The organism is Aliiglaciecola sp. CAU 1673, from assembly GCF_029223185.1.
Lineage (GTDB): Bacteria > Pseudomonadota > Gammaproteobacteria > Enterobacterales > Alteromonadaceae > Bowmanella.
On sequence record NZ_JARHUG010000019.1, the window covers coordinates 37,105 to 63,326 of the forward strand.

At 49.3% G+C, this 26,222-nt stretch carries 17 protein-coding genes; 4 read left to right on the forward strand and 13 right to left on the reverse strand.

The annotated features are described in order from the left end of the window. Positions 1-22 precede the first annotated feature (22 nt). Entirely contained in the window at positions 23-1,393 is a 1,371-nt protein-coding gene (locus P2G88_RS16705; RefSeq protein WP_275798031.1) for a dicarboxylate/amino acid:cation symporter, read from the forward strand. Here the strand turns inward: P2G88_RS16705 and P2G88_RS16710 are convergent. Then, on the reverse strand, positions 1,390-3,753 hold the full coding sequence (locus P2G88_RS16710; RefSeq protein WP_275798033.1) for a YgiQ family radical SAM protein: 2,364 nt from the start codon (positions 3,751-3,753) through the stop codon (positions 1,390-1,392). The genes P2G88_RS16705 and P2G88_RS16710 overlap by 4 nt on opposite strands. Before the next feature lie 176 nt (positions 3,754-3,929). Here P2G88_RS16710 and P2G88_RS16715 point away from each other — a divergent pair, with 176 nt between their 5' ends. Both P2G88_RS16715 and P2G88_RS16720 read left to right on the forward strand, forming a co-directional pair. Next, positions 3,930-4,490: a phosphoribosyltransferase family protein gene (locus P2G88_RS16715; protein WP_275798035.1), complete on the forward strand. Its 561-nt coding sequence runs from the start codon at positions 3,930-3,932 to the stop codon at positions 4,488-4,490. Positions 4,491-4,729: 239 nt separating this feature from the next. Beyond that, positions 4,730-5,479 (forward strand): transporter substrate-binding domain-containing protein, encoded by a 750-nt coding sequence (locus P2G88_RS16720; RefSeq protein WP_275798037.1) that lies wholly within the window; start codon positions 4,730-4,732, stop codon positions 5,477-5,479. Between the two features lie 136 nt (positions 5,480-5,615). Here P2G88_RS16720 and P2G88_RS16725 read toward each other — a convergent pair whose 3' ends face one another. The 11 genes from P2G88_RS16725 to ppsA form a co-directional block, all read right to left on the reverse strand. After that, entirely contained in the window at positions 5,616-6,023 is a 408-nt protein-coding gene (locus tag P2G88_RS16725) for an RHS repeat domain-containing protein (RefSeq protein WP_345798885.1), read from the reverse strand. Between the two features lie 171 nt (positions 6,024-6,194). Then, entirely contained in the window at positions 6,195-6,455 is a 261-nt protein-coding gene (locus P2G88_RS16730) for a hypothetical protein (RefSeq protein ID WP_275798041.1), read from the reverse strand. A gap of 2 nt (positions 6,456-6,457) precedes the next feature. Continuing rightward, positions 6,458-8,029 carry an RHS repeat-associated core domain-containing protein gene (locus P2G88_RS16735; protein WP_275798094.1) on the reverse strand — a complete coding sequence of 524 codons (1,572 nt, stop codon included), beginning with the start codon at positions 8,027-8,029 and terminating at the stop codon, positions 6,458-6,460. Positions 8,030-8,104: 75 nt separating this feature from the next. Beyond that, positions 8,105-8,860 carry a hypothetical protein gene (locus tag P2G88_RS16740; RefSeq protein WP_275798043.1) on the reverse strand — a complete coding sequence of 252 codons (756 nt, stop codon included), beginning with the start codon at positions 8,858-8,860 and terminating at the stop codon, positions 8,105-8,107. Then, a complete protein-coding gene (locus P2G88_RS16745) occupies positions 8,853-10,529 on the reverse strand; it encodes an RHS repeat-associated core domain-containing protein (RefSeq protein WP_275798045.1) in 1,677 nt (558 codons plus the stop codon). Before P2G88_RS16745 ends, P2G88_RS16740 begins: the two co-directional genes overlap by 8 nt. 89 nt (positions 10,530-10,618) lie before the next feature. Beyond that, positions 10,619-11,113 carry a hypothetical protein gene (locus P2G88_RS16750; protein ID WP_275798047.1) on the reverse strand — a complete coding sequence of 165 codons (495 nt, stop codon included), beginning with the start codon at positions 11,111-11,113 and terminating at the stop codon, positions 10,619-10,621. A 2-nt stretch (positions 11,114-11,115) separates the two neighbouring features. Further along, positions 11,116-11,517 carry a hypothetical protein gene (locus tag P2G88_RS16755; RefSeq protein ID WP_275798049.1) on the reverse strand — a complete coding sequence of 134 codons (402 nt, stop codon included), beginning with the start codon at positions 11,515-11,517 and terminating at the stop codon, positions 11,116-11,118. Between the two features lie 122 nt (positions 11,518-11,639). Continuing rightward, complete coding sequence (locus P2G88_RS16760; protein WP_275798051.1) at positions 11,640-12,008, reverse strand: ankyrin repeat domain-containing protein; 369 nt, start codon at positions 12,006-12,008, stop codon at positions 11,640-11,642. A gap of 15 nt (positions 12,009-12,023) precedes the next feature. After that, positions 12,024-20,690 carry a putative Ig domain-containing protein gene (locus tag P2G88_RS16765; RefSeq protein ID WP_275798053.1) on the reverse strand — a complete coding sequence of 2,889 codons (8,667 nt, stop codon included), beginning with the start codon at positions 20,688-20,690 and terminating at the stop codon, positions 12,024-12,026. 125 nt (positions 20,691-20,815) lie between these two features. Further along, entirely contained in the window at positions 20,816-21,250 is a 435-nt protein-coding gene (locus tag P2G88_RS16770) for an SRPBCC family protein (RefSeq protein ID WP_275798056.1), read from the reverse strand. 68 nt (positions 21,251-21,318) lie between these two features. Then, positions 21,319-23,700: a phosphoenolpyruvate synthase gene (ppsA, locus tag P2G88_RS16775; protein ID WP_275798058.1), complete on the reverse strand. Its 2,382-nt coding sequence runs from the start codon at positions 23,698-23,700 to the stop codon at positions 21,319-21,321. Positions 23,701-23,861: 161 nt separating this feature from the next. Here ppsA and P2G88_RS16780 point away from each other — a divergent pair, with 161 nt between their 5' ends. Beyond that, positions 23,862-24,674, forward strand: a complete 813-nt coding sequence (locus P2G88_RS16780; protein WP_275798060.1) for a pyruvate, water dikinase regulatory protein — start codon at positions 23,862-23,864, stop codon at positions 24,672-24,674. Between the two features lie 178 nt (positions 24,675-24,852). Here P2G88_RS16780 and P2G88_RS16785 read toward each other — a convergent pair whose 3' ends face one another. Beyond that, positions 24,853-26,193: a 3-deoxy-7-phosphoheptulonate synthase class II gene (locus P2G88_RS16785; protein WP_275798062.1), complete on the reverse strand. Its 1,341-nt coding sequence runs from the start codon at positions 26,191-26,193 to the stop codon at positions 24,853-24,855. Between the last annotated feature and the right edge of the window lie 29 nt (positions 26,194-26,222).

Genomic DNA, 26,222 nt, shown 5'->3' on the forward strand with positions numbered 1-26,222 from the left:
GTTTTGAAATCAAGGGATTGCCATGCGTAGCCTGCCGCTTTTCTTACAACCCGTGGTGCAACTTACCGAACAGTTTGACAAGCTGATTGAGGGACGGCTATGGCTGAAGGTGCTGATTGCCTTGTTTCTTGGGGTGGTTTTCGGTGTGCTCCTGGGGCCGGATTTGGGCTGGGTATCCAGCAGTACGGTAAAGGTCATCACCGCCTGGTTGGCCCTGCCCGGTCAGCTGTTTCTGGCCATTATCCAGATGATTGTGGTGCCTTTGGTATTGGCGTCTGTGGTGCGTGGTCTGGCGGCCAGCAACAACCCTGATGCGCTTAAGAAAAACGGTGTCATTGCCCTGCTCTTTATTTTCGGCTCTACTGCCGTGGCCGCCGCTATCGGCATTGTATTGGCCCTCAATATCCAGCCGGGCAGTTATATTGATGCCGGTATTTTGGCCGATGCCAAGGCGGCACCTTTAACCAGCGCCGTCGCCTCAGGGTTTCCGGGGTTGGCGGAGCTACCAGAAAAAGTCTCAGCGCTGGTACCTAAAAATCCACTGGCGTCGATGGCCTCCGGTGAAATGCTACAGGTAATCCTCTTTGCTGCGGTATTAGGCGCCGCCCTTCTGTCTATTCCGGCCAAACAATCTAAGCCCTTGTTTGATCTGCTCGGTGCCCTGCAGGAAGTGAGTCTTAGGATTGTGTCATGGGCCATGATATTGGCGCCTTTGGCGGTATTTGGCCTGATCACCAAGTTGGTGGCCAATTTAGGCATAGAAGTCTTAGGCGGTATGCTGATTTATGTGGGTACCGTGGTGCTTGGGATAATTTTGGTAGGCATCTTGTATTTTGTGGTGGCCAAACTCACCTGGCATGGCGCATTGAAAGATTTTGTCGCCCATACCCGTGAACTCTTGCTGTTGGCATTTTCCACCAGTAGTAGCGCTGCGGTTATGCCAATCACTTTGGATGTCACCGAAAACAAGCTGGGCATCAAGCCGGATATTGCCCGCTTTCTGGTGCCCCTTGGCGCCACCATCAATATGACCGGCACCGCCATGTACCAAGGGGTGGCCACGGTGTTTCTGGCCCAGGTGTTTGGCGTGGATTTAAGCCTGACCAGTTACCTGTTTATTGTGACCATGGCGGTGGCGGCCTCTATCGGTTCACCGGCTACTCCAGGCGCCGGCATTATAATCTTAAGTATGGTGCTTGAAGGCGTGGGTATTCCGGCGGCGGGGATCGCTTTGATCCTCGGCGTAGATCGCATCCTGGATATGTGCCGTACTGCGGTCAATGTGCTGGGCGACGTGGTGTCTTGCACCACGGTCCAGTATTTTACCGGCGGTAAGCAGGAGACGGCGCTGCCGGTAGTAACCGAACCCGCGCCGCCTAAGACTTGGTATTAAGCCGGTCGGCGCTGCGTTCCTTCCCGGGTTTTCTTTTTCTGTTTGCCAGCGCCTTTATGTGACGACTTGCCTTTTGTTACCGCCGGCTGTTTTTTGTTCTCGGCCCTATCAACGGCTTTAGGCTTGTCTTTGTTGGCATCAACCTGCCCTTTTTCACGGCGCTCAGCCTTGCCCTTTTGGCTTTTGGTCTCCTTATCTTTCCACTGTGGCTTTGGCGGCAAGCCGGTGTGTTTAGTCAGGGCTTTTTCGCCTTGTCTGGCTCTGGGCGCTTTTTGACGGCGCTCTTCGGCAGATTCAGGCGGCACCAGATGCTGCGGACCACGGCCAATCAAATCTTCGCGGCCCATTTTGATCAGCGCTTCGCGGATTTGTGCGAAGTTTTTCGGGTCATGGTAGCGCAGCATGGCTTTATGCAGACGGCGGTGGATTTCGCCCTTGGCTGAAAATACCTCTTCGCTGTCTTTACTGACCTTACGCAACGAATTCACACCTGTATGGTACATGGTGGTGGCACTTGCCATGGGCGAGGGATAGAAGTTTTGCACCTGATCCAATCTGAAGCGGTTTTCCTTCAACCAAATGGCCAGGGACAGCATATCTTCGTCGGTCGTACCGGGGTGTGAGGCAATAAAATAGGGAATTAAATACTGCTTCTTACCCGCTTCCTGCGAGTATTTATCGAATAGCTCCTTAAAGCGGTAGTAACTGCCCATACCGGGCTTCATCATCTTGGACAACGGGCCGTCTTCGGTATGCTCAGGGGCAATCTTTAAATAGCCGCCCACATGGTGCAGGGCCAGCTCTTTCACATAGTTGGGATCTTCGACCGCCAAATCGTAGCGCACACCGGAGGCAATCAGGATCTTCTTCACGCCGGGTAATTCACGGGCGCGGCGATACAGGTTGATAGTCGGCGTATGGTCGGTATCCATATGGGCACAGATAGACGGGTATACGCAGGAAGGCCTGCGACAGGTGGCTTCGGCCTTGGGGCTTTTACAGCGCAGGCGATACATATTGGCGGTAGGGCCACCAAGATCGGAGATCACCCCGGTAAAACCCGGGACTTTGTCGCGAATATCTTCTATCTCGCGAATGATACTGTCTTCTGAACGGCTTTGGATGATGCGCCCTTCATGCTCGGTGATGGAGCAGAACGAACAGCCGCCATAGCAGCCACGCATAATATTGATGGAGAAGCGGATCATCTCATAGGCTGGGATCTTGGCATCGCCATACACCGGGTGCGGTACCCGCTGGTAAGGCAAATCGAATACCGCATCCATTTCTTCGGTTTCCAGCGGCATGGCCGGTGGGTTGATCCAGATATGACGGTCGCCATGGCGCTGCATCAGCGCACGGGCACAACCGGGGTTGGTTTCCTGGTGCAATATACGCGAGGCATGGGCGTACAGCACCTTGTTGTCTTTCACCACCTCAAAGGCCGGCAGCTTTACATAGACATTTTCCCAGGGCTTACGACGGTTATCGTCCTGGGACTTGGCTTTAGGCTGGTAGGCCTGAACAACCACGGGTTTGGCTTCTGTTGCCGATTCGGCCGCGCTCACATCCTTGGATGTATCGCAGTCGGTTTCCACCTGATAAGGGTTACGAATGGGCTCTATTTTGCCGGGCGTATCCAAATGGGTAGAATCCACGCCCTGCCAGTTCTCTAAGGCCTGCTTAACAATAATGGCGGTACCGCGCACTTCCCGGATATCGGCAATATTCTCCCCCGCCGCCAGGCGGTGAGTCACTTCAATCAGAGGCCGCTCGGCATTGCCATACATCAGCATATCGGCCTTGGCGTCAAATAGCACCGAACGCTTGATGGTTTCTGACCAGTAATCGTAATGGGCAATACGGCGCAAACTGGCTTCGATACCGCCGATAATAATGGGCACGTCTTTATAAGCCTCGCGGCAGCGCTGGGAATACACGGTAACTGCCCGATCCGGACGTTTTCCACCCACATCGCCTGGTGTATAGGCATCATCGTGGCGTAGTTTTTTATCCGCCGTATAGCGGTTGATCATGGAATCCATATTGCCGGCGGTGACACCGAAATACAGATTCGGCTTGCCTAGTGCCATAAAGGCATCTTTGCTGCGCCAGTCTGGCTGAGCAATGATGCCAACGCGAAAACCGTGGGATTCAAGCACCCGGCCAATCACCGCCATACCAAAACTGGGATGATCCACATAGGCATCGCCGGTAACCAGGATAATGTCGCAGCTGTCCCAACCCAACTCATCCATCTCGGCGCGGCTCATGGGCAAAAACGGTGCTGTTCCATAGCAATGGGCCCAATATTTGGGGTAGGAAAACAGCGAGCGTTCGGCTTTGATGGTGGCTTGCATAGTCGGAGGCATTATCCTGCTGGTTAAAAAAAGCGCAGTATTATATCGTAAACGCAATCGTGCGGCAGAATTATTTAAACCCAGTGATGCTCTGCATCTTCGAATCTGGCGAGTTTCTGCTAGACTACGCGGCTAGCATTTTTCCCGGCCCGGCCGGTCTATTCAAAGGTTAACCTATGAGCAAGCGCTTTATTACCGCACAGCAGTTGCTGGAAGACTCCTTCCGCTTGGCGGCCAAAGTCTATGAAGACGGCCTGCGTCCCCATTTTATTGTCGGCATCTGGCGTGGCGGCGCTCCTATTGGCATCGCCGTACAGGAATATTTCGATTTTAAAGGGGTGGAAACCGATCATATCGCGGTGCGTACTTCGTCTTATTACGGCATCAATCAACAATCCAAGGAAATAAAAGTGCATGGCCTGCATTACCTGATTGAAAATGCCAATGCCGAAGACAGCCTGCTGATTGTGGATGACGTATTTGACTCGGGTCGCAGTGTGGAAGCGTTAATCGCACAGATCCAAAAGTTGTCCCGTCGCAATATGCCCCACGATATCCGTATTGCCTGTCCCTGGTACAAGCCCAAAAACAACAAAACCAATCTGGTGCCCGATTATTTTGTGCATGAAAGCGATGAGTGGCTGGTGTTCCCCCATGAGATCTCCGGACTCACCCCGGAAGAATTAGCCGAGGGTAAAACCGATTTGGCCAATGTGCAGCATCTGCTGACTAAGTAAATCTAACTCTAAACGCTACAATTCTGTCTCTTATATACAAGTCCCCGCTAATTGCCTGACGGGGACTTGTATAGTTCGACAAAACCAAACTCCTTTTTAGCTCATTCTTCCGCTTTAGATGGTTATGCCCCGCTTTACGCTGTGAGGAAATACATCACATGTTCCTGCTTTCGCGCTTTGTGGTGTGCAGCAGACAGGGGTTCTATAGTTAAAACAATGCGACCAAATTGCGACAGCCAATGCGTTTGTTTCTGTTGGTGATACTGATATTGGGCGGGAAAGCCGTGGCCAATACCGGATGTGATAACAGCCTTAATCCGTCTTCTCAGTTGACGCCGTTTCAACTGGTTACCGAAGTCTGGCCACCTTATCAGCGCCTGGATAAGGATGGTCAAATCCGAGGCGTGGCCGCGGATCAAATCCGCCAGGTATTCGCCATCTTGGGGCTGAAGTTCAGGCCAGCCATTATGCCCTGGGCCAGAGCCTATCAAACGGCGCTGGAAACTCCCAATACCCTGATATTCTCCATATCAAGAACAGATGAGAGAGAGGACAGCTTTCACTGGATCCATAAAGTAGGCAGTGAGCGGGTATATCTGCTGGCGCTGGCCGAACGCCGAGAGATAGTGCTGAAATCGGAATCTGATATTGCCCTGCATACCTTGATACTGAAGCGTAACGAAGCGAGTAACCAATACTTTCTCGATCTTGGCATGGTAGAAGGCGTCAATATTCTCTATGTAAACGACTCGGCCCAGGCTTTGAATATGTTGTTAAAAAAGCGCGGTGATATTTATCCTATTACCGGATCAGGTTTTATCGCCACGTTGGAAAGCACGGATCTGAGTGCATCCAGTTTCGATTTTCGCAAAGAGATGGAAAATCTCCATGTAGATCTCTATTTGGCGGCCAGCGCACACACGGATCCCGACCTGCTAGCCGAGCTGAGCCATGCCTTTCGCTGCACCTTCCATTTGCCGCCCTTGTAGGGTCAGACCATAACCCCACGAGGATGTTAATGCTTACTGGACTTTCGTTCGTTTTTTCGATCTGATCGCCAACTGTATTGGCAGGAATGGCTATGGGCAAGGCGAAGAAGACAATATCCAGCTGCGCGAATTACCATCAGGCGATAGTTTTCACATAACTCCACTCACTGCTACGCCCGTCCAGCTCGGTAAGGCCGGTTCGTCTGCCTGTGGCGTCAAGGTTATAGGCATAGCGGCTTAGCAGATTGCCGTCGGCATCCCTGGTACTGACGTCCGTGACCCGATTCAGGCTGTCATAGTTGTACTCAGCCACCAAGCCATTGGGGTAATGGATATGGGTTTGGTTACCCCCCGCGTCATAGTCGAAGCGGGTAGTCTGGCTTTGATGGTCGGTGACCGCTATCAGGCGATTTAGCGAGTCATAGGTGTATAACTCGGTGCGGCTATCGCCGTTAGCATAAGTGGTGGTCAAGCTGGTCTTATTGCCTGCGCCGTCGTAGCCATATTCCAGTACCGTGCCGTCCGGTTGGGTCTTCTTAGTCAGGCGGTTGCGGGCAAATTTTTAAAGAGCAATTATCAGCTGCGATTAAAAAACAGGCTAACACAGAGTTTTGAACACCCTCACTTGGGGATTTAGGCCCATTGTATGAGTACAAACTAGTGTCTCTCAAATCAATTTGATGCGTATTAATTCATGCTTTAAATTAAAAAAGAGCTAAAATGCATCATTCTCATGAAGACCTTCAATTTTAGGATAGTTTCCCTTGCTCACAACCTCATCAATAATCGCTCGACCTTCTTCCGTATCAAGCAAAATGTTTTCACCAATCATAAATATCGCCAACAATGGATTGCTCTTAAGCTCACGAATATCAATAGATGAATACAATTCAACACGCCCATTTTCAAACCTTCGATTAATAACTATCAATTGTTTCTCTTTGTCGATCTCTACAATATGCACAAAACTATTCATTATCAATTACTCCAAGTATCAAGCGGGGGACTTGGTTTACCAGCTAAGCAAGCCGCATACCTATCAGAAGCGGATCTAAAACAACGAGCAGCCGCACGTTTTCCTCGAACTCTTGAAATTCCATTGCAAGTCGATACATCAATCTTATATTGTTCTTCGCATAAGTCGTCACAGTCACTACTTTCACTATCAAAGAATAAGCTACAAAAAGTCTTCTTAGCCGACTCAGACAGACTGGAATATATTTCTCGCACGCCACTTCTAGTGGATGAATAAATCGCATTTCTGTCTAGACTTATATTTACTTGCGAGTGGACTGAAACAGCAAGTAGCCCAATAATACTTGCAGAAGTCATTTGTTGATTAATTGTTACGTTACCAGAGGGATCGGTGCTATTCACTGGGTCGGCATGAGTGTATAGATACTTATTCAACGAAATAGGCAGACAAATTTTTCCTTGCCACTCATCCATTTGCGTAAACCGCCCAACACCCTGATCATAATAACGGGCCCGCAGATAGTAGTTATCTAACTCAGGATCGTATTGCTCGCCGGTATACAGATATTGGTTGTCTGTCTCGCCTACCTTTCCTAACAGTTCACCAAAAGCCTCATAGTCATAACTGTCAGTCAACTGGCCGGTGCTATCGGACAGGTCCCTGGTAGTGCCGAGAGAGTCATAGTGATAGAAGCGCCAATCCCCATCCGTTTCCTGGGCAATCAAATCATCGCCATAGAGATAAACTTTGAGCAGTGTATTGGCGCTATCCATCTCTCCAATCACCTGGGCATAGTCGCGGTTGCTATCCACCACATAGCGGGTTTTAACGCCGTTTAAGGATTTAGCGATACGGATACCGTCAGGGTTGTACTGGTAGCTGAGGCTATTAGTGCCATCACTAAAGCCGGTCAGCTTGTGCTGGGCGTTATAGCTGTAGGTTTGGGTGGTTGTGCCGTCTGCCTGCTCCAGCAGATTTCCTTGTGCATCAAAGTCGTAGACAGTTTCCAAACCGTCTTCTGTTGAAGATATCAGCCTGTCGTTATCGTCATAAACATATTCGGTGACGATGCCATTTACTGTGCGCTGGGTACGGTTACCAACGTTGTCGTAGCTGTAGTTGCTGCTGTGGTCACCGTTGATTGGATCAGCGATAACCTCATCGGTTAAACGATAAAGCTCATCGTAATTCCATTCACTGCTGCGCCCGTCCAACTCATTGAGGCCGATTCGTCTGCCTGTGGCGTCAAGGTTATAGGCATATCGACTTAGCAGATTGCCGTCGGCATCTTTGGTAACAACTGACGTTACCCGATTCAGGCTGTTATAGCTGTACTCGGCCACCAGGCCGTTGGGGTAGTGGATATGGGTTTGGTTACCCACCGCGTCATAGTCGAAGCGGGTGGTCTGGTTCTGATAATCGGTGACAGCTATCAGGCGATTTAGCGAGTCATAGGCGTACAGTTCGGTGCGGCTGTCGCCGTTGCCATAAGTGGTAGTCAGGCTGGTTTTATTGCCTGCACCGTCATAGCCGTATTCCAAAACAGTCCCATCCGGCTGGGTTTCCTTAGTCAGGCGGTTGCGGGCAAATTTTTAAAGAGCGATTATCCGCCGGTTTACGCTTTTACAGCCTTATTGTCTTAAATAACATTAAAAGCATTTTCCTTTTTTACAATAATCATTCCATAACCGCTCACTTGCATCTTTCAAACTTTCTCCAGGATTTGGTGTCAACATTTTTTTATGAAATTCAAAGTGCTCTTCGAACGAGGTTTCCCAATGTATCGAACGTAATGACTTCTCAGTTACTATGCTTAGAGATGTTTCAGAACCGAAGAAATATAGTTGAGATAAACCAGTTAATAAGTATAAGTATATATATCGATCATCAACATCAAATGGCCCCCAACCTTTTACAGGTTTTGCTTTGGACCAAAATCCCAGAACGGGTGATACAAACGATGAATTTTCAAATAGCTTTTTAAAGGGAATTTTGTCTAATCGGATTTTAATCAGTGGAGAAGCCATTGAATACAGCTCTTTATTTTTCAAATCCGAAGAATGAGTGCTGAATGAAAAATTAGCCCAAAACTCATAAAGACCGACATCTGCGATTTCCGGTCTTAAAAAGTTTCTCCTGCCTTCATTATAAATATACTTTTCAACAACCCTAACCCACTCTGGGATATGACTTTTGTCCAAATCACCTAACCAATTTCTTTTATACCCAGGCAGAGCTATATACTCGGAGTTTTTCAGAATTGGTTTAAGAACCTCGTTAAATACTACATTTTGGTTTTTATATTCACCTTCTTCATTTAATTCACATAATGTATCAAGCATTAGAACACGGTGATCGACAACAGACTTTTTCACCAACTCAATGTAGATCTCACGCTTATTCATTGAACACCTTCTTAAGTATCGGATACATCGGCTTATACCCTTTTGAGCCAATACATGCCGTATCAAAAGCCTGCGTAGTTAACATTAGTAACTCTATGGCTTTTGCTCGCTCAGTTAAATTTAGATTATTAAATTGCTTAGCATTATCCCCTTTGATTCCGTTAAATCTTAATATCTTCTTTAATACACTGTGAAATCTTAGGTGAATAGCCCCGGCAATTGCGGCATACTCTATTTGCCTTTTGGCTCCTCCCATAAATTTAGGGAAAGTATGATGCAATTGCTGACCTAGTTTTCTACCGCTTTTAGACATAGTACTGCACAAGTTACTTACGTAATGATTGAACCTCACAGCTGCTCTTTTAGCACCAGATCTTGAAGCATACGAAAAACCTTGAAATGAGACCCTATTCAAATTCAATAGAGTTAATCTGACTTTTCCAGCAACTGACTCGAGACCTATGTAGGAATATCCGCTAGGGTCTTTGTGGTTTATTGAATCTGCAGCACCATATAGATATTTGTGTAAAGTAGCAGGTTTGCATGCTCTACCCTGATAAGTATCCATCTGCGTAAACCGCCCAACACCCTTATCATAGTAACGAGCACGCAGATAATAGTTATCCAGTTCTGGATCAAGTTGTTCGCCGGTATACAGATATTGGTTGTCTGTCTCACCTTCCCTGCCTAGCAGCTCCCCAAAAGCCTCATAGTCATAACTATCCGTTAGCTGTCCGGTGTTATCCGATAAATCCCGTGTCGTTCCCAGTGAGTCGTAATGATAGAAGCGCCAGTTATCGTCGCTTTCCTGTGCGATCAAGTCCATGCCATATAAGTAGGCTTTAAGCACAGTATCGCTGCTATCTACCTCTGCCACTACCTGGGCATAGTCGCGGTTACTATCGACCACATAGCGGGTCTTAACAGCGTTTAGGGTTTTGGCAATACGAATGCCGTCGGTATTGTATTGGTAGCTGAGGCTATTAGTGCCATCACTAAAACCGGTCAGCTTGTGCTGGGCGTTATAGCTGTAGGTTTGGGCGGTGCTACCATCATTTTCTTCTAGCAGGTTGCCCTGCTGGTCATACTCAAAGCTGGTTTCCAAGCCATCTTCTGTTGAAGATATCAGCCTGTCGTTATCATCATAGATATAATCGGTGACGATACCATTAACGGTGCGCTGGGTACGGTTACCAACGTTGTCGTAGCTGTAGTTGCTGCTGTGGTCACCGTTGATTGGATCAGCGATAACCTCATCGGTTAAACGATAAAGCTCATCGTAATTCCATTCACTGCTGCGCCCGTCCAACTCATTGAGGCCGATTCGTCTGCCTGTGGCGTCAAGGTTATAGGCATAGCGACTTAGCAGATTGCCGTCGGCATCTTTGGTAACAACTGACGTGACCCGATTTAAGCTGTCATAGTTGTACTCGGCCACCAGGCCATTGGGGTAATGGATATGGGTTTGGTTACCCACCGCATCATAGTCGAAGCTAGTGGTCTGGCTTTGATGGTCGGTGACCGCTACCAGTCGATTCAGTGAGTCATAGGCGTATAACTCGGTTCGGCTATCGCCGTTGGCATAAGTGGTAGTCAAGCTGGTCTTATTGCCCGCCGCATCGTAGCCGTAGTCCAGCACAGTCCCATCCGGCTGAGTCTCCTTTTGCAAGCGGTTGCCGCCAAATTTTTAAAGAGCAATTATCAGATAGCTGGATGATTTTCTGGCTTGCCTGGCTTATTTACTCAATATTTATTAGTTCATCCGTTTTGCTTCTGCTCTACTTCTTGTTGCTGAATTACTTCTAAGATTCTATCTATATCCTCTTGGAACTCTTCTACATTAATTGGATGAACAGCTTTTAAAAGTTCTTTGCGATTTTTCACCTTGTCAAAAAATGGAAGAGCATAATCAGATAAGCTTTTTTTTATTTCTTCCAATGCTTTACGCGAAGCCATCTCATCAGGAATCTTCCACAAATATGAATTATTTATCTTTATTTCTCTGGTAGGATCAAGCTCTCCTCCAACTATCCCAGACTCAAACCCCATGTCAGAACTGATCTCATCTACATGACAACGTATATACACGATCAAGTTCTCCCCATAATGTATCTCAGGGTCTATAACATGATATAAACCCTGTTCAATCTCTCTGTAGAACTTAAACGTCCCAAACAATTTAAATCCGTGATTTTTTAGAAAAGGAATAAAGTCTTCTTTAGCATATTTTTCCAAATCCCTAAGTGTCGTCATACTTACCTCTTTGGCACAATGTAAATTTGAAAAAGGTTGCTGTTTAGTTTCCCTGCGCGTCGTCCCGCTTCAGCTTTAGACCAACCTTTCCCGGTTTTCAAATCAAAAGCTTTTAACACATTACTTCCTCTCATAATCGTAACATCGATACCGAATGAGTTGAGTGCTCGACGTTTCGCTCTTTTAACCGTTTTTTTATCGAAATATGCTTCTGCTTTGACTTGGATACCCCATCGGTCAAATATTTTAAACCTATCGTCAAGGCTTCGATTCAATATCTTAATTCTTCCTTCCAAGTGCGTATGAGCCCTTGTTCCAAATCGGGTTTTATCGCCAAACACATCCACACCTGCTAAGGCATAGTCAATCATCGCATCTATTACAGCCTGTTTCATTTTCTGCATAACCAGATTACCAATGAACCCAAGTGTATTTCCAGAAGGTGTGAACAATCAGCCTTGCTTGTAATTATCTCTGTAGGTTTCCGTAATTTTTTCAGCCTATTATTTTAGTCTAAAAACAGGGTTCATCTGCATTCTGAAAACACTTTAATCACCGAGGAGTTTCCTAAAGTTAACGCTAGCTTTTCAGAAGATATACCGTCATCGTTTTCTATTTTCATGTCCGCCCCACAATTCAGAAGAATCCTTACTACTTCACAATTTTCTTGTTCAACAGCATCGTGAAGAGGTGTATATCCATGCTCGCCTTTCATATTTATACATGCTCCACCATCAATCAATGCTTTTACATATCCTGCATTACCTTGAGTTACCGCCACATGAAGTGGACAATTTCCAAAATTCCCCTTTTCATTAGGTTCTGTAAGGTTGATGCCAACAAATTCTGGCAAACTACTCATTTCATTGAAAATCTCGTCCAAAGAGCATGACATACGATTCCCTCCCATTTATTTACAAAATCTTTCAATATCTTTCAGCAATTTATCTATTGCCACTTCAAGATTTTTAATCTCGCCAACGTGATTTGCTTCATTATCGCCATACCATTTTTTGGCAAAGTTTTCTCTCATCTCTTTACAGTCTTGATTCCTTTTCAGCAACCATCTGAGTGAGTCGCACCCAGATAGACCAGGCGGTTTTGGTTCAGTACATCTTCTTTTATACGCTTTCCGTTCAGCTGATTTCTCCTTAACTTCTTTTGAACTTAAGCTGTGATCCATGTTCCAGACTAAATTGTTGTTTCTTGATATATAGTCCCCATATAAAATGCTAGAGCCGATAGTTCCGGCTGAGACTCCTATCACTGCCGCAGACATGGTTGTCAGCGTCGTATTTATACTGTTGCTAATAGAAACTTCCGAAAGAGAACTGGCAAAGTAGCCACTTGGATCTATTTTATTTAAAGGATCGGATTCAGAGTAAATATACTTATTCAACCCTTGAGGCGTGTAACTGCAACCTCTCCACGCATCCATCTGCGTAAACCGCCCCGCTCCCTGATCATAGTAACGGGCACGCAGATAGTAGTTATCCAGTTCAGGATCATACTGTTCGCCGGTATAAAGATATTGGTTGTCTGTCTCACCTTCCCTGCCTAGCAGCTCCCCAAAAGCCTCATAGTCATAACTATCCGTTAGCTGTCCGGAGTTATCCGATAAATCCCGTGTCGTTCCCAGTGAGTCGTAATGATAAAAGCGCCAATCCCCTTCCTGCTCCTGGGCAATCAAGTCCATGCCATATAAGTAGGCTTTAAGCAGTGTATTGGTGCTATCCAGCTCGCCAATCACCTGGGCGTAGTCGCGGTTGCTGTCTATCAGATAGCGGGTTTTGTTGCCGTTTAGGGTTTTGGCAATACGAATGCCGTCGGTATTGTATTGGTAGCTGAGGCTATTAGTGCCATCACTAAAACCGGTCAGCTTGTGCTGGGCGTTATAGCTGTAGGTTTGGGCGGTGCTACCATCATTTTCTTCTAGCAGGTTGCCCTGTGGGTCATACTCAAAGCCGGTTTCCAATCCGTCTTCCGTGCTGGTTATCAGCCTGTCGTTATCGTCATAGACATAATCGGTGACGATACCATTAACGGTGCGCTGGGTACGGTTGCCGACTTTGTCATATAGGTAACTACTGCTGTGGTCACCGTTGATTGGATCAGCGATAACCTCATCAGTTAAACGATAAACCTCATCGTAACTCCATTGGCTGCTACGCCCGTCCAGCTCCGTTAAGCCCGTCCTTCTACCTGTGGCATCCAGAGCATAGGCATAGCTGGTCAGCAGATTACCGTCGGCATCTTTGGTAACAACTGACGTGACTCGATTCAGGCTGTCATAGCTGTACTCGGCCACCAAGCCGTTGGGGTAATGGATATGGGTTTGGTTACCCACCGCATCATAGTCAAAACGGGTGGTCTGGCTCTGATGGTCGGTGACGGCTATCAGACGATTCAGCGAGTCATAGGCGTATAACTCGGTGCGGCTATCGCCGTTGGCATAAGTGGTAGTCAGGCTGGTTTTGTTGCCTGCGGCGTCGTAGCCGTATTCCAAAACAGTCCCATCCGGCTGGGTTTCCTTAGTCAGGCGGTTGCGGCTGTCGTAATCGTAACTCCAGGTTCCGGTGATGGTATTACGGACCGAGAGACGATTGCCGTTGTCATCGTAACTATAATAGTCGGCGCTACCATCAGCATAGCGTGCTTGCACCAGTCTGTTGGGGGCTTGATAGGTGTAGTTGGTGGTGTTGCCGTTAAAGTCGGTATGGCTAGTCAGGTTATTGGCACCATCATAAACAAAGGTCTCACGCTGACCTAAAGGCAGCACCCTGGCGGTGACATTGCCCCTGGCGTCATATTCCCAGCTTGTGGTGCGGCCCAGGGCGTCGGTCTGGGCAATCTTATTGCCTGCTTCATCGTACTGATAGCTGGTTTCATTGCCAAGGGCATCTATAACCTTGGACAGACGACCCATGGGGTCGTATTCATAGCTAGTCTGCCGATTTAATTGGTCGGTTTTGCCAATGTTGCGCCCCAGGGCATCGTGGCTTTCGGCCGTTTGCCGGCTGTCGGCGTAAATCACCGCTATGCGCCTGTCCATGGAGTCATATTCATAACGGGTTTCACGGCCCAGTGCGTCGATTTCTTTGATTAGGTTACCGGCGGGATCATATTCAAACCGGCTGATATTGCCCAGGGCATCGGTAATCTGGGTGCGCCTGCCGACTTTATCGTACTGGTACTGCGTGATGGCGCCGTTTTCATCGGTTTCACTGGTGATGCGCCCAGCCGCATCATAGTCCATGGCTATCTGTGAACCGTCTGGGTAGCGGGTTTTTACCAAGCGATTAAGGGCGTCGTATTCATATTCCGTGCGCTGGCCGTTAGGGTCCGTTTCGGCGGTTTTATTGCCTTCGGCGTCGTATTCAAAGGCGGTAACCAGTTGCACGCCCCCTGCCGCAGCTACGCTTTCGCTGAGTACCCGTCCATAAGCATCCCTGGTGTAGCTGGTCGAAACATAATATTGGCTCTGTTTTTCCAGGTAGCCGAACTTGTCATAGGTATAAGATTCTACCTGTCCCTTGTTGTCGGTGACCGACGCAATATTGCCCAGGCGCTCATAAGTGGTGGTCTCAACATCCAAAGTGACGCTGCCATTGGCCAGGGTACGGCTGAATTCACGACGGGTTTGGCGGTTGGCGGCATCATATTGGTAGCGACTGATTGTGCCCGAGGCATCGGTCATCTTGGTCTTGTTGCCAAGACTGTCGTATTCATAGTGGGTTTGATGACCTAAGGGATCTTCGGTCAGGCTGACCAAGCCCATGGCATTGATATTGTTACCGGCCACATTGCCCAAGGGATCGCTGACCGATAGCAGGTTACCTACCGCGTCGTAGCTGTTGGTAAACAGGTTGCCGTTGGCATCGGTGATGGTCAGTTCCTGTCCCAGATCGTTGTAGGAATATGTTGTGGTATTGCCTTGGGCATCGGTCAGGGTCAGCAGATCATTTTTGGCGTTATAAGTGCGACGGCTGACGTTACCTAAAGGATCGGTTTCGGTGAGCAGGTTGTCGTTGCCGTCATAGGTAAAGCTGCTGATATGACCTAGGGCGTCCACCTTGCTGGTCACATTGCCGCGCTGGTCATAGTAGTAGAACGTGGTATTGCCGTTTCTGTCTGTGACAACGGATTGGCGGCCCTCGATATTGTGGTCAAAGGTGGTGCGGTTGCCCTCATTGTCTTCCTGGGCGATTAAGCGACCGTCATCATCGTAGATATTAAATAATTTACGGCGATTGTCGGCGTCTTTGATGTCGGTGAGGGTATTGCGATAGTCGTAAGCATAGTCTTCCTGGCCTGCGATGTTATCAACAATGCGCTTTGTCAGCCGATGGGCGCCGTCATAGCTGAAATAATGATAGCGAAGCAGTCCGGACAGTCCGTCCGGACGTCGAATCTGGGTGATCTTACCTTTGCTGTCCCGGCTAAAGGCAATGGACTTTCCGGCGGAATGGTGAATGCCATTGGCATCAAAGGTCAGGCTGTGACCATTGGGATCGTTAATCAAAGACACGCCGGTATCCGCATGGATATGGTACTGGTAACCGCTTCTGGTGGTCAGTACAAAGGCTTTGCTGTCAAACACACCGTCCTGACCGAGGATCACCAGATTACCGTTGACGAAACGGACCTGCGTATTATTTTTTAACGCCAGCTTGGAAGTGGTGTCTCCTGTGGGCGCAAAACTCAGATGCACTTCGTTGGTGGGGAAATAATCGGTACAACCGGGCTCTGCCGTTGCCTTAAAGGTTTCTACCTCGTCATTGGGCAAGGTGACCGTCACCAATATCTGGCCATTGCTTTGCAGGCAATAGACAGGGATAGGCACCGGGCCTATGTATCTTTGGCTTTCCACCATGGTCCATGCGGTGCCTAGCGGACGAGAGACATCCAAATCCACCAACTTGTAGTCCAGATGCCAGCCGTAACCAAAATCGCCCAGTTCATGCTTGCGGCGACTGTCATAGGTACGAGTAACAGAAATGGGAATGCCAGCCAGGGGGATATTCAACTCTTCCACGCTGTAGGTGAAATGGCCCACCTTCAGATTGCCGTCTACCAGCACGGGCACGCGGGTTTGTACCGCCTGGCCGTTGATATCAACGGCATACAACTGGAGATCATATTGGCCATTGACCAAAAGAGTTGGGTCAAAGCTGGCCACTACCCCTTCCACATTGGCGTGTCCCGATGCCAGTAACTGCTGATTGGATTCCGACACCAATGACAGACGCCATTCCACCATATTGGCATCATAGGCGCGGACCTGGATCTGCTTTGGTGCGGTAATTAATTCACTCTGCTCAAGATGTAAAATCTCTACTTCGGGGTAATCGGGATCGGAGACGCCCGGATCGCCTGGATCACCCGGGTCGCCTGGTTCTCCGGGGTCCCCCGGATCGCCTGGAGTGCCGCCGTCGCCATCCCCTTCATCGACCCTGACAACAAAATAATCGGTGATTTGGTAAAAGCTTCCCGCATCATCTGTTGCCCTAAGCTGTACTTGGTACACGCCACTTTCTTGTGTACCACTAAAGGTCGCAGACTGGCTCTGGTCCAGAGAAACAGGTAAGCCGTTAACTTGTAGCTCAAAGTTTACTGCGCCAGTGCCGCCCGACGCTTGTGCCACTAATGTGACGGCCTCTCCGGCATTAATAAATTTGGGCTCAATCTGCAACTGGGCCGTCAGCGGCTCATCGGCAAGGGATACCGTCAATGGATAGGTGTAGGTCAAGGTATCATCGGCATCCCGGATACTCAGGGTAATGTTATAGCGCCCCACATGCTCGGCAGTGGGCTGTAATACCAACTCACCGGTTAGTTCATTGATGGTAAGGGGAAGGCTGGCAAAACTGCCGTCGTCATATTTCTTTGCTGATATCCGGTAAGACAAACTGTCGCCATCTGGATCAGACATGATCAAGGCCGTTCTGTACTCCACGCCGACCTTGGCAAACTGAGCGGGATGGGCGGTGACTTGTGGAAGATTATTTTTCTTCACTTCAAGTTGGAACTGATGAAAACTTTCCCCCCCGGCTCTATCCCAAAGCCTGATGGTAATAGGATGGATACCGATCTGTTCTTCGGTTAGTACATTTATCCTTAAAAGATCGCGACAACTGTTGGCGGTACCATGGGTGGAGGCATAGGCAACTTTGCCGTTTTGGCTTCCATAGAGAGGGCTGCTAATCAACTGGCAAAATGAGGTGTGATCGTCCGGATCGGCAATGGATAACTGCTGTGTATAGCTTCGCCCCACATACACCAGTTTGTCTTGTGGTGGGTTAACCAACACTGGCGCTTGGTTGCCAAGGTACACCTTTAATGTATAGCTCTGTTCTGTGGTTAGCCCTTCTCTGTCTGTTACCTGAAGGGTGATCTTATGCTCTCCGATATCGGATAGCAGCGGTTGCCATGAAACCAGCCCGTTAACCATGTCCATACCGGCGGGGCCGTCTAACAAGGAATAACTCAGTGTTTCACCGGCGTCCGCATCAACGGCAATAAGTTGATATTGGTAGGCTTTAGCCGCTTGTACGCTGGTATTGGGTGCAGATACGATAGTAGGCGCATTGCCACCTTCGCCAGCGGCTGCCAGCCAAGTGATATTAAGCTGCTGTGATACCTTCCCTGAACTGATCACTATATTGTCGGTACCGGGATTCAGGCTGTAATGACAATGCTTAACTTCGCCCAAGGCGTTGGTGTAGAGATGGTATATGTCTTCGGGAGCATTATTGCTGTAGAGGTCCAAGCGGGCTTTTTGCAAGGCCTGTTGCTGGTCACCAATCTTGATGTCCAGGCACAACGGAAGACCGACGGGCAAAGTGGTCGCATTGCTTTGCACTGAAATCTGCGTCTGGTCATTATATCTGGGAAGATTGACGCCGCCCTGATAGCCATAGGAATTGTAATAGTTATCGAAACCATAGATGTTTGCGGCAAAGTCTGTCGCCGCCGTCAGAATATGCGTTCCTTCGTCCAGTCGCACTTGCGCTGCGAGCATCTGGGTACCGGGGATAGGTGAAAAGATGGTGGGGTCCAGCTGCTCACCGTCCATGCTCAAAGTGGCTACAGCTCTTTGATCTATGGCGATATTGACAAAGTTATCGATAATTCCCAGGTTTGTGGTGCTGACAATATATTTACCAACGCTTTGTGAGCTTGGCGTCAGCATCAGCATAAAGGGGTCGCCGTAGTTGCCGTTTTTATCCGCATCGATTTGCGCACCCAAAGAGAATTGGGCTACCTGGATAGGGTGATTGGCGGTGATCACCGACGGAGCTTCCAAGGTGTCATTTAGCCATTCACCGGCGTTGAGGGTCAGCAGATATTCGCCGTTTATCTCCACCCTTGTATTGTCAAAGGCGGCAACGACCTGAAATAAATCACCTCGGAAGCGATTGGCAAAGGGCACCGTATGGTATTCCTGTCCCCAATATTTCACCGGCAGCAGTTGTTCGACCAAGTGATCACAGGCCTGCACTGCCAGAGGAACAAAGGTGCATCGAGCACCGGAAAACACTGCCACCGGTTTATTGGAATCAATCGCACTCCCTGCCAGATTGCCACTATCCCAGCGTTTCAGGTTAAAGCTTTGTCCACTATTAAGCTCAATATCAATTGTTTCTCCGGCCAGGACCTGCCTCCCGGTTTCTATTTTCATGTCCTGGACAAAGGTAATGGACACTTGAGTAGCATCCGCTGTTGCCACCACCGAGAGTTGGTCATCGCCATAGGTCATGGCCCGATGATGTTGGCCGAGGGTATCGGTGGGCAGTACCAGGAAACCATCGGTGCTTTGCGGGGCATGGTTAAGGGCATAGAGGGTTATGTCCCTGTCGCTGGTGACATGAATGCCGTTGTCCCCCACGATCTGAGATTGAGGGCTGGGATTTGTCAGCCACTCAGGGATTTCCACCACTGTGACCTGGCCGGCAGCGACAGTAAAATCCAAAGAATAATTCTTCAGAGGGATGGCAATCTGCCCTTGAGTATCAAATTCAGAAGAAAGATAGAGCCTGCGATTACCCGGCGTATTGCTAGAAAACACCAGCCAGAAATCATCACCGGCATTACTGCTTGCCTTGTCCAGCACCTCTAGCCGATAAGTTCTGGCGGTAAAAATCTCTTCAGTAATCTTGGCGTGCACTGTTATCTCATAAGTTCCAACCACAGGCTCAAGCCAGCTGATTTCACCGCTTTGCTCGGACAATACCAGTCCGGTAGGTCCTGACATCAATTCAAGACGGAACTCCACCTCTGATTGCACTTGCACTAAGTGGGATAACGGCTGGCCCGCAAAGGCGATTAGCTGTTCTTCATCCAAAAACGCTGGTGGATCATAAGGTGGTGGTTCCACAGTAACCGTAAAGGGAAGACTGTCATCTAGTTCACCATCAGTGACACTGACTGTTATCTGATACTCACCTAGTTGTTCTGTGGAGGGTGTCCAGCTAAACCAAGCTGTCTGTGCGTCAACCTCAGCGCCGTCTGGGGCATCAAGCAAAGAAAATTGCAAGCTATCACCGTCTTCATCACTGGCATTTAACTGGAAGGACAGGGTTTCAGTAGCCTTTACGGTTTGTGGAGCAACTTCTGCCAAAACCGGGGCATCGTTAATATTGATAACACTTAGTTGGAAGTGCTGGTTGTCGCTTTCCCCCAATTGATCCGTCACACTTAATTCAATCAGGTGAAGCCCTACATCGACCTGTGCTGGCAACCAGGAAATCAATCCGCCCTGTGGATCAATATTCATCCCTTCTGGGTGCTGCAGCAAACCGTAGGTAAGCTGGTCATCAATATCTTCATCAGTGGCCAAAACTTGATACTGGTACAGCTCGTCTTCGTTCGTGCTCGTTAAAGCTGTCGATGTAATAACCGGCTTGTCATTGGTATTGGCAACACTTAACTGATAAGACTGCGTGGCCTGGCCTTGTTCAGGATCAATAGCGATAACGGTGACGGAATGTTCCCCCACATCGCGTTGTTCAGGCATCCAGTTGATTAGTCCCGTACTTGCATCAATGGTCATGCCATTGGGGGATTGGCTGAGTTCAAAGCTTAAGGTGTTAAGCGCATCCTCATCGGTGGCCATCACCTGATACAGGTAAATAGCATCCTCAGCGGCGCTGGTAACAGCCGTTGAAGTGATAATGGGCACACGGTTTTCAATCTCACCGCCAATATTGATGGTGATAGTGCCCTGAGGGGTACCTTTTAGCTCCACCTGCAACAAATTGGTGTCCAGTAAGGGCACATCGCGCTCAAGCAAGGTTACCTGCTGGCTGAACTCAAATTCGGAAACTATCAGCTCGCCGTTAACCCAAATATTTGCTGCGGCTACTCGGGTTTGACTATGGTCAGGTCCGCCGTTGTATATTCGCATGGAAAACGAACCATTAACCGTTGAGCCGGTAAAGGTCTTTGACTCGGTAATGGGTGATCCTTTACCACGCACAAAGGTAGCGCCTTCAAGCAGGGTTACCTGATCTGCGAAAACGGGAGAAAAAATGAAGGACAGTAAGAGTACCAATCCCTTGATAGTGAGCTTATCCATAGCTTTGTCCTGAATCGAATTAAACGATGTAATTACAAGGGAGCACGTTAGATTATTTTTTTAGTAAAGGCAAAAAAAACAGGCAATGTCTTAAAAATGCAGCCTTCCTGCTTTTGGGTCAGTGTCTAAGTTGAGTAACCATCAGCCAGCTTTTTCAGTCCCTTGACTATTGGCCCGGCAATCAACGGCTTTAGCAGTTTGCCAAACCCTGGCAACGGCAATTTAGGCTCGAAGCGGATACTGTAGTTCAGGGTGGTCACCCCGTCTTTTTCCTCAAACACCATTCGTCCCAGGTGATTTTTAACCGGGCTGCCTTTACTGACCAGGTATTCCATCAGCTGATAAGGCACAAAGCTGACCACGGTTTCCTCAAAATACACACCGGGTAGCATGGCGATGCGGCGGATGGAGCCTAAGCCGTTAGTGTGACCATCTTCGCCGTCTTTTATTCTATTGATCCTGGCGCCAATAATCTTGCCGAAGGTTTCATGATCACACAGGGTATTAAACACTTGCTTAACGGGGGCGTTAAATGCCTGGCGGATCTGTATCTGTTCCATCACTTTCACTCTTAGCAATTGCAGATAAAAAAATCCCGGCAGGTGCCGGGATTTCTGATTAGAGCTTATTAGTCCTTCAGAGCGTGCTTTTCGCCAAGGTACAGCCAGGTATCCACCACCGTATCGGGGTTAAGGGATACGCTGTCGATGCCCTGCTCTACCAGCCAGGCTGCCAGATCTTCGTGATCCGAGGGGCCTTGACCACAGATGCCGACATACTTGCCACGGGCCTTGGCCGCTTTGATGGCCATAGACAACAAGGCTTTCACGGCATCGTTGCGCTCATCAAACAGATGGGCAATCAGACCGGAGTCGCGGTCCAGACCCAAGGTCAGCTGGGTCAGGTCGTTGGAGCCGATGGAGAAGCCATCGAAGATATCCAGGAACTTGTCAGCCAACAGTGCGTTGGATGGCAGTTCGCACATCATAATGACGCGAAGGCCATTTTCGCCTTGCTTCAGGCCCTGCTCGGCCAACAGTTCAATCACTTTGCGACCTTCTTCCAGCGTACGCACGAAGGGGATCATGATCTCTACATTGGTCAGGCCCATGGTGTTGCGTACGCGCTTGATGGCTTCACATTCCAGGGCAAAACAATCACGGAAATCTTCCGAGATATAACGGCTGGCGCCACGGAAACCGAGCATCGGGTTTTCTTCGTGAGGCTCGTATTGGAAGCCGCCCACCAGGTTAAAGTACTCGTTAGACTTAAAGTCCGACATACGCACAATCACTTTCTCGGGTGAGAAAGCGGCAGCGATGGTGGAGATACCTTCAACCAGCTTCTGGATATAGAACTCTACCGGCGATGGATAACCGGCCATCATATCCTTGATTTCGTCTTTCACATCCTCAGGCTGGCTGTCGAAGTTGAGCAATGCCTTAGGATGCACACCAATCATACGGTTGATGATAAATTCCAGTCGGGCCAGGCCCACACCGGCGTGCGGCAAGCGACCAAAGTCAAAAGCGCGCTCGGGGTTACCCACGTTCATCATGACCTTAAGCGGTAACTTGGGCATCTTGTCCACGCGCGAGGCGGTCACATCGAATTCCAGCAGATCGCCGTAGATATAGCCGGTATCACCCTCTGAGCAAGAGACAGTCACCTTATCGCCGTTTTGGATGGTAGTGGTGGCATCGCCACAGCCTACTACCGCAGGAATGCCCAATTCACGGGCAATAATGGCGGCGTGACAGGTACGGCCACCACGATTGGTGACAATGGCTGCAGCCTTTTTCATGATCGGCTCCCAATCGGGATCGGTCATGTCGGTGACCAGTACATCGCCCGGCTGGATCTTGTCCATTTCATCGATAGAAGCCAAAACCTTGGCAGTACCGGCGCCAATCTTGTGGCCGATGGCGCGACCTTCGCAGACCACCTTGGCCTTGCCTTTGAGGTTAAAGCGCTCAATCACCTGCACATCTTCACGGCTACGCACGGTTTCAGGGCGGGCCTGTACGATATACAGCTTGCCATCCAGGCCGTCTTTGGCCCATTCGATATCCATAGGACGCTGGTAGTGCTTTTCGATGATCTGGGCCTGACGGGCCAGGTCCATCACTTCGTCATCGCTCAAAGAAAACTGGTGACTTAACTCGGCATCCACATCGACGATGTCCACCTGCTTGCCGTGACCGGCATCATCAGAGTAGATCATCTGCTTGAGCTTGCTGCCGATATTACGGCGCACAATAGCCGGCTTACCGCTATTAAGCGTTGGCTTGTGTACGTAGAATTCATCAGGGTTAACCGCGCCCTGCACCACCATTTCACCCAAGCCATAGGAAGAGGTGATAAACACCACATCTTCAAAACCGGATTCGGTGTCGATGGTAAACATCACGCCGGATGCGGCCTGGTCACTGCGCACCATGCGCTGAATACCGGCAGACAGGGCCACACCGCGATGGTCGTAACCCTGGTGCACGCGATAGGAAATGGCGCGGTCGTTAAATAAGGAAGCAAATACGTGCTTGATGGCGGTCATCACCGCATCATAGCCTTTGACGTTAAGGAAGGTTTCCTGCTGGCCGGCAAAGGAGGCGTCGGGCATGTCTTCGGCGGTTGCCGAGGAGCGCACAGCAAAAGAGGCCTCAGTACCGGCCTCTTTTTGTAATTGGTCAAATGCGCTGTGGATGGCTTGTTCCAAAGCGGGTTGGAACGGCGTGTCGATGATCCACTGGCGGATCTGCGAACCTGCCTGGTTGAGCGCGGCGATATTGTCCACGTCCAGGCTGTCCAGCAGTTCATGGATGCGGTCATTAAGGCCGCTTTGTTCGAGAAATTCATTAAAGGCATGGGCCGTGGTAGCGAAACCGCCTGGCACCATCACACCGGCATTGGCCAGATTGGATATCATTTCACCCAAAGAAGCGTTTTTGCCTCCAACCCGGTCTACGTCGTGCATCCCCAACTCTTGATACCAAAGCACGTATTGTTGCACCGCGAACGCCTCCACTTGAAAGAATGTATCTATGTCTTCAATGTGCTCATAAGCAGCATTGTGACTGGCTTTTTGCGCTGTGGATTTTAAAATGGCGGTAACGGGAAAGTAAAATTTAATTTAATTCCGTAAAAAACTTACAACAATGTTAAGGAGTTGTAGTGCGCACCGCTTTTTATATTTCCGATGGCACCGCCATTACCGCTGAGGTCTTCGGCCACGCCCTGCTGTCGTTGTTCCCCATGGAGTTCAATCATCTGACCATTCCTTTTGTGGAAACGCCGGAAAATGCGCACAAGGTCAACAAGAAAATATCTGAAATTTTTCAAGAAAGTGGCGAGCGGCCTTTGGTGTTTTACACCATCGTGAATTTGGAAGTGCGGGAAATTATCTCCAATTCAGTGGGTATTAATTACAATTTCCTTGACCAGTTTGTGGCGCCTCTGGAAAAAATACTGGGTATTCCGGCCAAACCGGAGAAGCACCGTACCCACAGTATTCATGAGAAGACCTATGATATCCGTATCGATGCGGTGAACTATGCGCTGGCCAATGACGATGGCGCCAACCTGAATAACTACGGCGAGGCGGATATTATCCTGGTGGGCGTGTCGCGCTCGGGTAAAACGCCGACCAGTCTGTACCTGGCCCTGCAGTACGGTATTAAGGCCGCCAACTACCCTTTTACCGAGGAAGATATGGGCGATATGCTTAAGTTACCGGCACGCTTACGCCAGTTTAAGAGCAAGATTTTTGGCCTGACCATTGCACCGGAGCGCTTGCACCATATCCGTAGCGAACGGCGCGCCAACAGCAAGTATGCGTCTTTACGCCAGTGCCGGATGGAGCTCAGGGAAGTGGAAAACCTGTACCGTCGTGAATCCATTCCCTTTTTAAACAGCACCAAGTATTCGGTAGAGGAAATCTCCGCCAAGATCCTGGCCGAGACGGGTTTGCAGCGTAAGAAGTACTAGAGGACTGAGCAAGATCACGAAGGCTTTAATTTTCTCTGGACTGCTAAATGGATGCCCGACAAATGCATTCGGGCATGACGACTTCGATATTGCTAATTCCAAACAAACATGCGGCTCACAGGGACCTGGGAGCCGCGACCTAAAGCGCGCCTGAGCGGGAGCTATCAGGCTAACATCCCTATTTCTTCAAATAATCCGCCACCAGAAACGCCAATTCCAGCACCTGATCGGCATTAAGACGGGGATCGCATTGAGTTTGGTAGCACTGGGCCAGATCCGCTTCGCCGATACCGTAAGCGCCACCTACACATTCGGTCACATGCTGACCGGTCATTTCCAGATGGATACCGCCGGCATGGGTGCCTTCAGCCTTGTGAGCCTGGAAGAAGTGCTGGATCTCACGCAGGATATCGTCAAAGTTACGGGTTTTGTAACCGCTGGAGGCCTTAATGGTATTGCCGTGCATAGGGTCGGAACTCCACACCACCTGACGGCCTTCGGCTTTTACCCGGCGCAGTAATGCAGGTAGCTTGTCACCCAGCTTATCGGCGCCCATACGGGTGATCAGGGTTAAACGCCCTGGCTCGTTATCGGGGTTTAAGGCGTCAATCAAACGAATCAGTTCATCCCCTTCCATCCCCGGGCCGATTTTCACGCCAACCGGGTTATGAATGCCCTGGAAAAAATGCACATGGGCATGATCCAGCTGACGGGTACGCTCGCCAATCCACAACATATGAGCCGAGCAGTTATACCACTTACCGGTCAGGGTATCGTTACGGGTCAGGGCCTGCTCATAATTAAGCAGCAGTGCCTCATGGGAGGTAAACAACGATGTTTCATGCAGCTCACGATGGTTACTGGAGTTGATGCCAATGACTTCCATAAAGGACAGCGCATCCTGCAATCGGTCGGCCAGTGCCTGATAGCGATCACGCAGCGGGTTGTTCTTTAAAAAGCCCATATTCCAGCGATGGACCTGATGCAAGTCGGCCAAACCGCCTTGGGCAAAGGCGCGCAGCAGATTAAGGGTTGCCGCCGAACGGTGATAGGCTTCAATCATGCGCTCGGGATCGGGACGTCGGGAAGCTTCAGTAAACTCGAAACTGTTGATGATGTCACCACGATAACTGGGCAAAGACACCCCGTCGATGGTTTCCAGATCACCGGAGCGGGGTTTGGCATATTGCCCGGCCATACGTGCGACCTTGGTCACCGGACAACGCCCGGCAAAGGTCAGGACGATGGCCATTTGCAGGATCACCTTAAAGGTGTCGCGGATTTTCGGCGCATTAAATTCAGCAAAGGATTCGGCGCAATCGCCCCCTTGTAGTAAAAACCCTTTACCCTTGGCCACTTCTCCAAGCTGTTTAAACAGCGCACGTGTCTCGGCAGCAAACACCAGCGGCGGATACTTGGCCAGGCGCTGTTCGGCAGAGGAAAGTTTTTCGGAGTCGTCATACACCGGCTGCTGCAAAATGGGCAGCGAACGCCAGCTATCGGGTTGCCATTGGGTCACAATATTTCCTTTCATATTGAGCGTTTCGC

Coding starts and splice junctions, on each gene's coding strand:
- P2G88_RS16705 (WP_275798031.1), top strand. CDS start 23: ATGCGTAGCCTGCCGCTTTTCTTACAACCCGTGGTGCAACTTACCGAA.
- P2G88_RS16710 (WP_275798033.1), bottom strand. CDS start 3,753: ATGCAAGCCACCATCAAAGCCGAACGCTCGCTGTTTTCCTACCCCAAA.
- P2G88_RS16715 (WP_275798035.1), top strand. CDS start 3,930: ATGAGCAAGCGCTTTATTACCGCACAGCAGTTGCTGGAAGACTCCTTC.
- P2G88_RS16720 (WP_275798037.1), top strand. CDS start 4,730: ATGCGTTTGTTTCTGTTGGTGATACTGATATTGGGCGGGAAAGCCGTG.
- P2G88_RS16730 (WP_275798041.1), bottom strand. CDS start 6,455: ATGAATAGTTTTGTGCATATTGTAGAGATCGACAAAGAGAAACAATTG.
- P2G88_RS16740 (WP_275798043.1), bottom strand. CDS start 8,860: ATGAATAAGCGTGAGATCTACATTGAGTTGGTGAAAAAGTCTGTTGTC.
- P2G88_RS16750 (WP_275798047.1), bottom strand. CDS start 11,113: ATGACGACACTTAGGGATTTGGAAAAATATGCTAAAGAAGACTTTATT.
- P2G88_RS16755 (WP_275798049.1), bottom strand. CDS start 11,517: ATGCAGAAAATGAAACAGGCTGTAATAGATGCGATGATTGACTATGCC.
- P2G88_RS16760 (WP_275798051.1), bottom strand. CDS start 12,008: ATGTCATGCTCTTTGGACGAGATTTTCAATGAAATGAGTAGTTTGCCA.
- P2G88_RS16765 (WP_275798053.1), bottom strand. CDS start 20,690: ATGGATAAGCTCACTATCAAGGGATTGGTACTCTTACTGTCCTTCATT.
- P2G88_RS16770 (WP_275798056.1), bottom strand. CDS start 21,250: ATGGAACAGATACAGATCCGCCAGGCATTTAACGCCCCCGTTAAGCAA.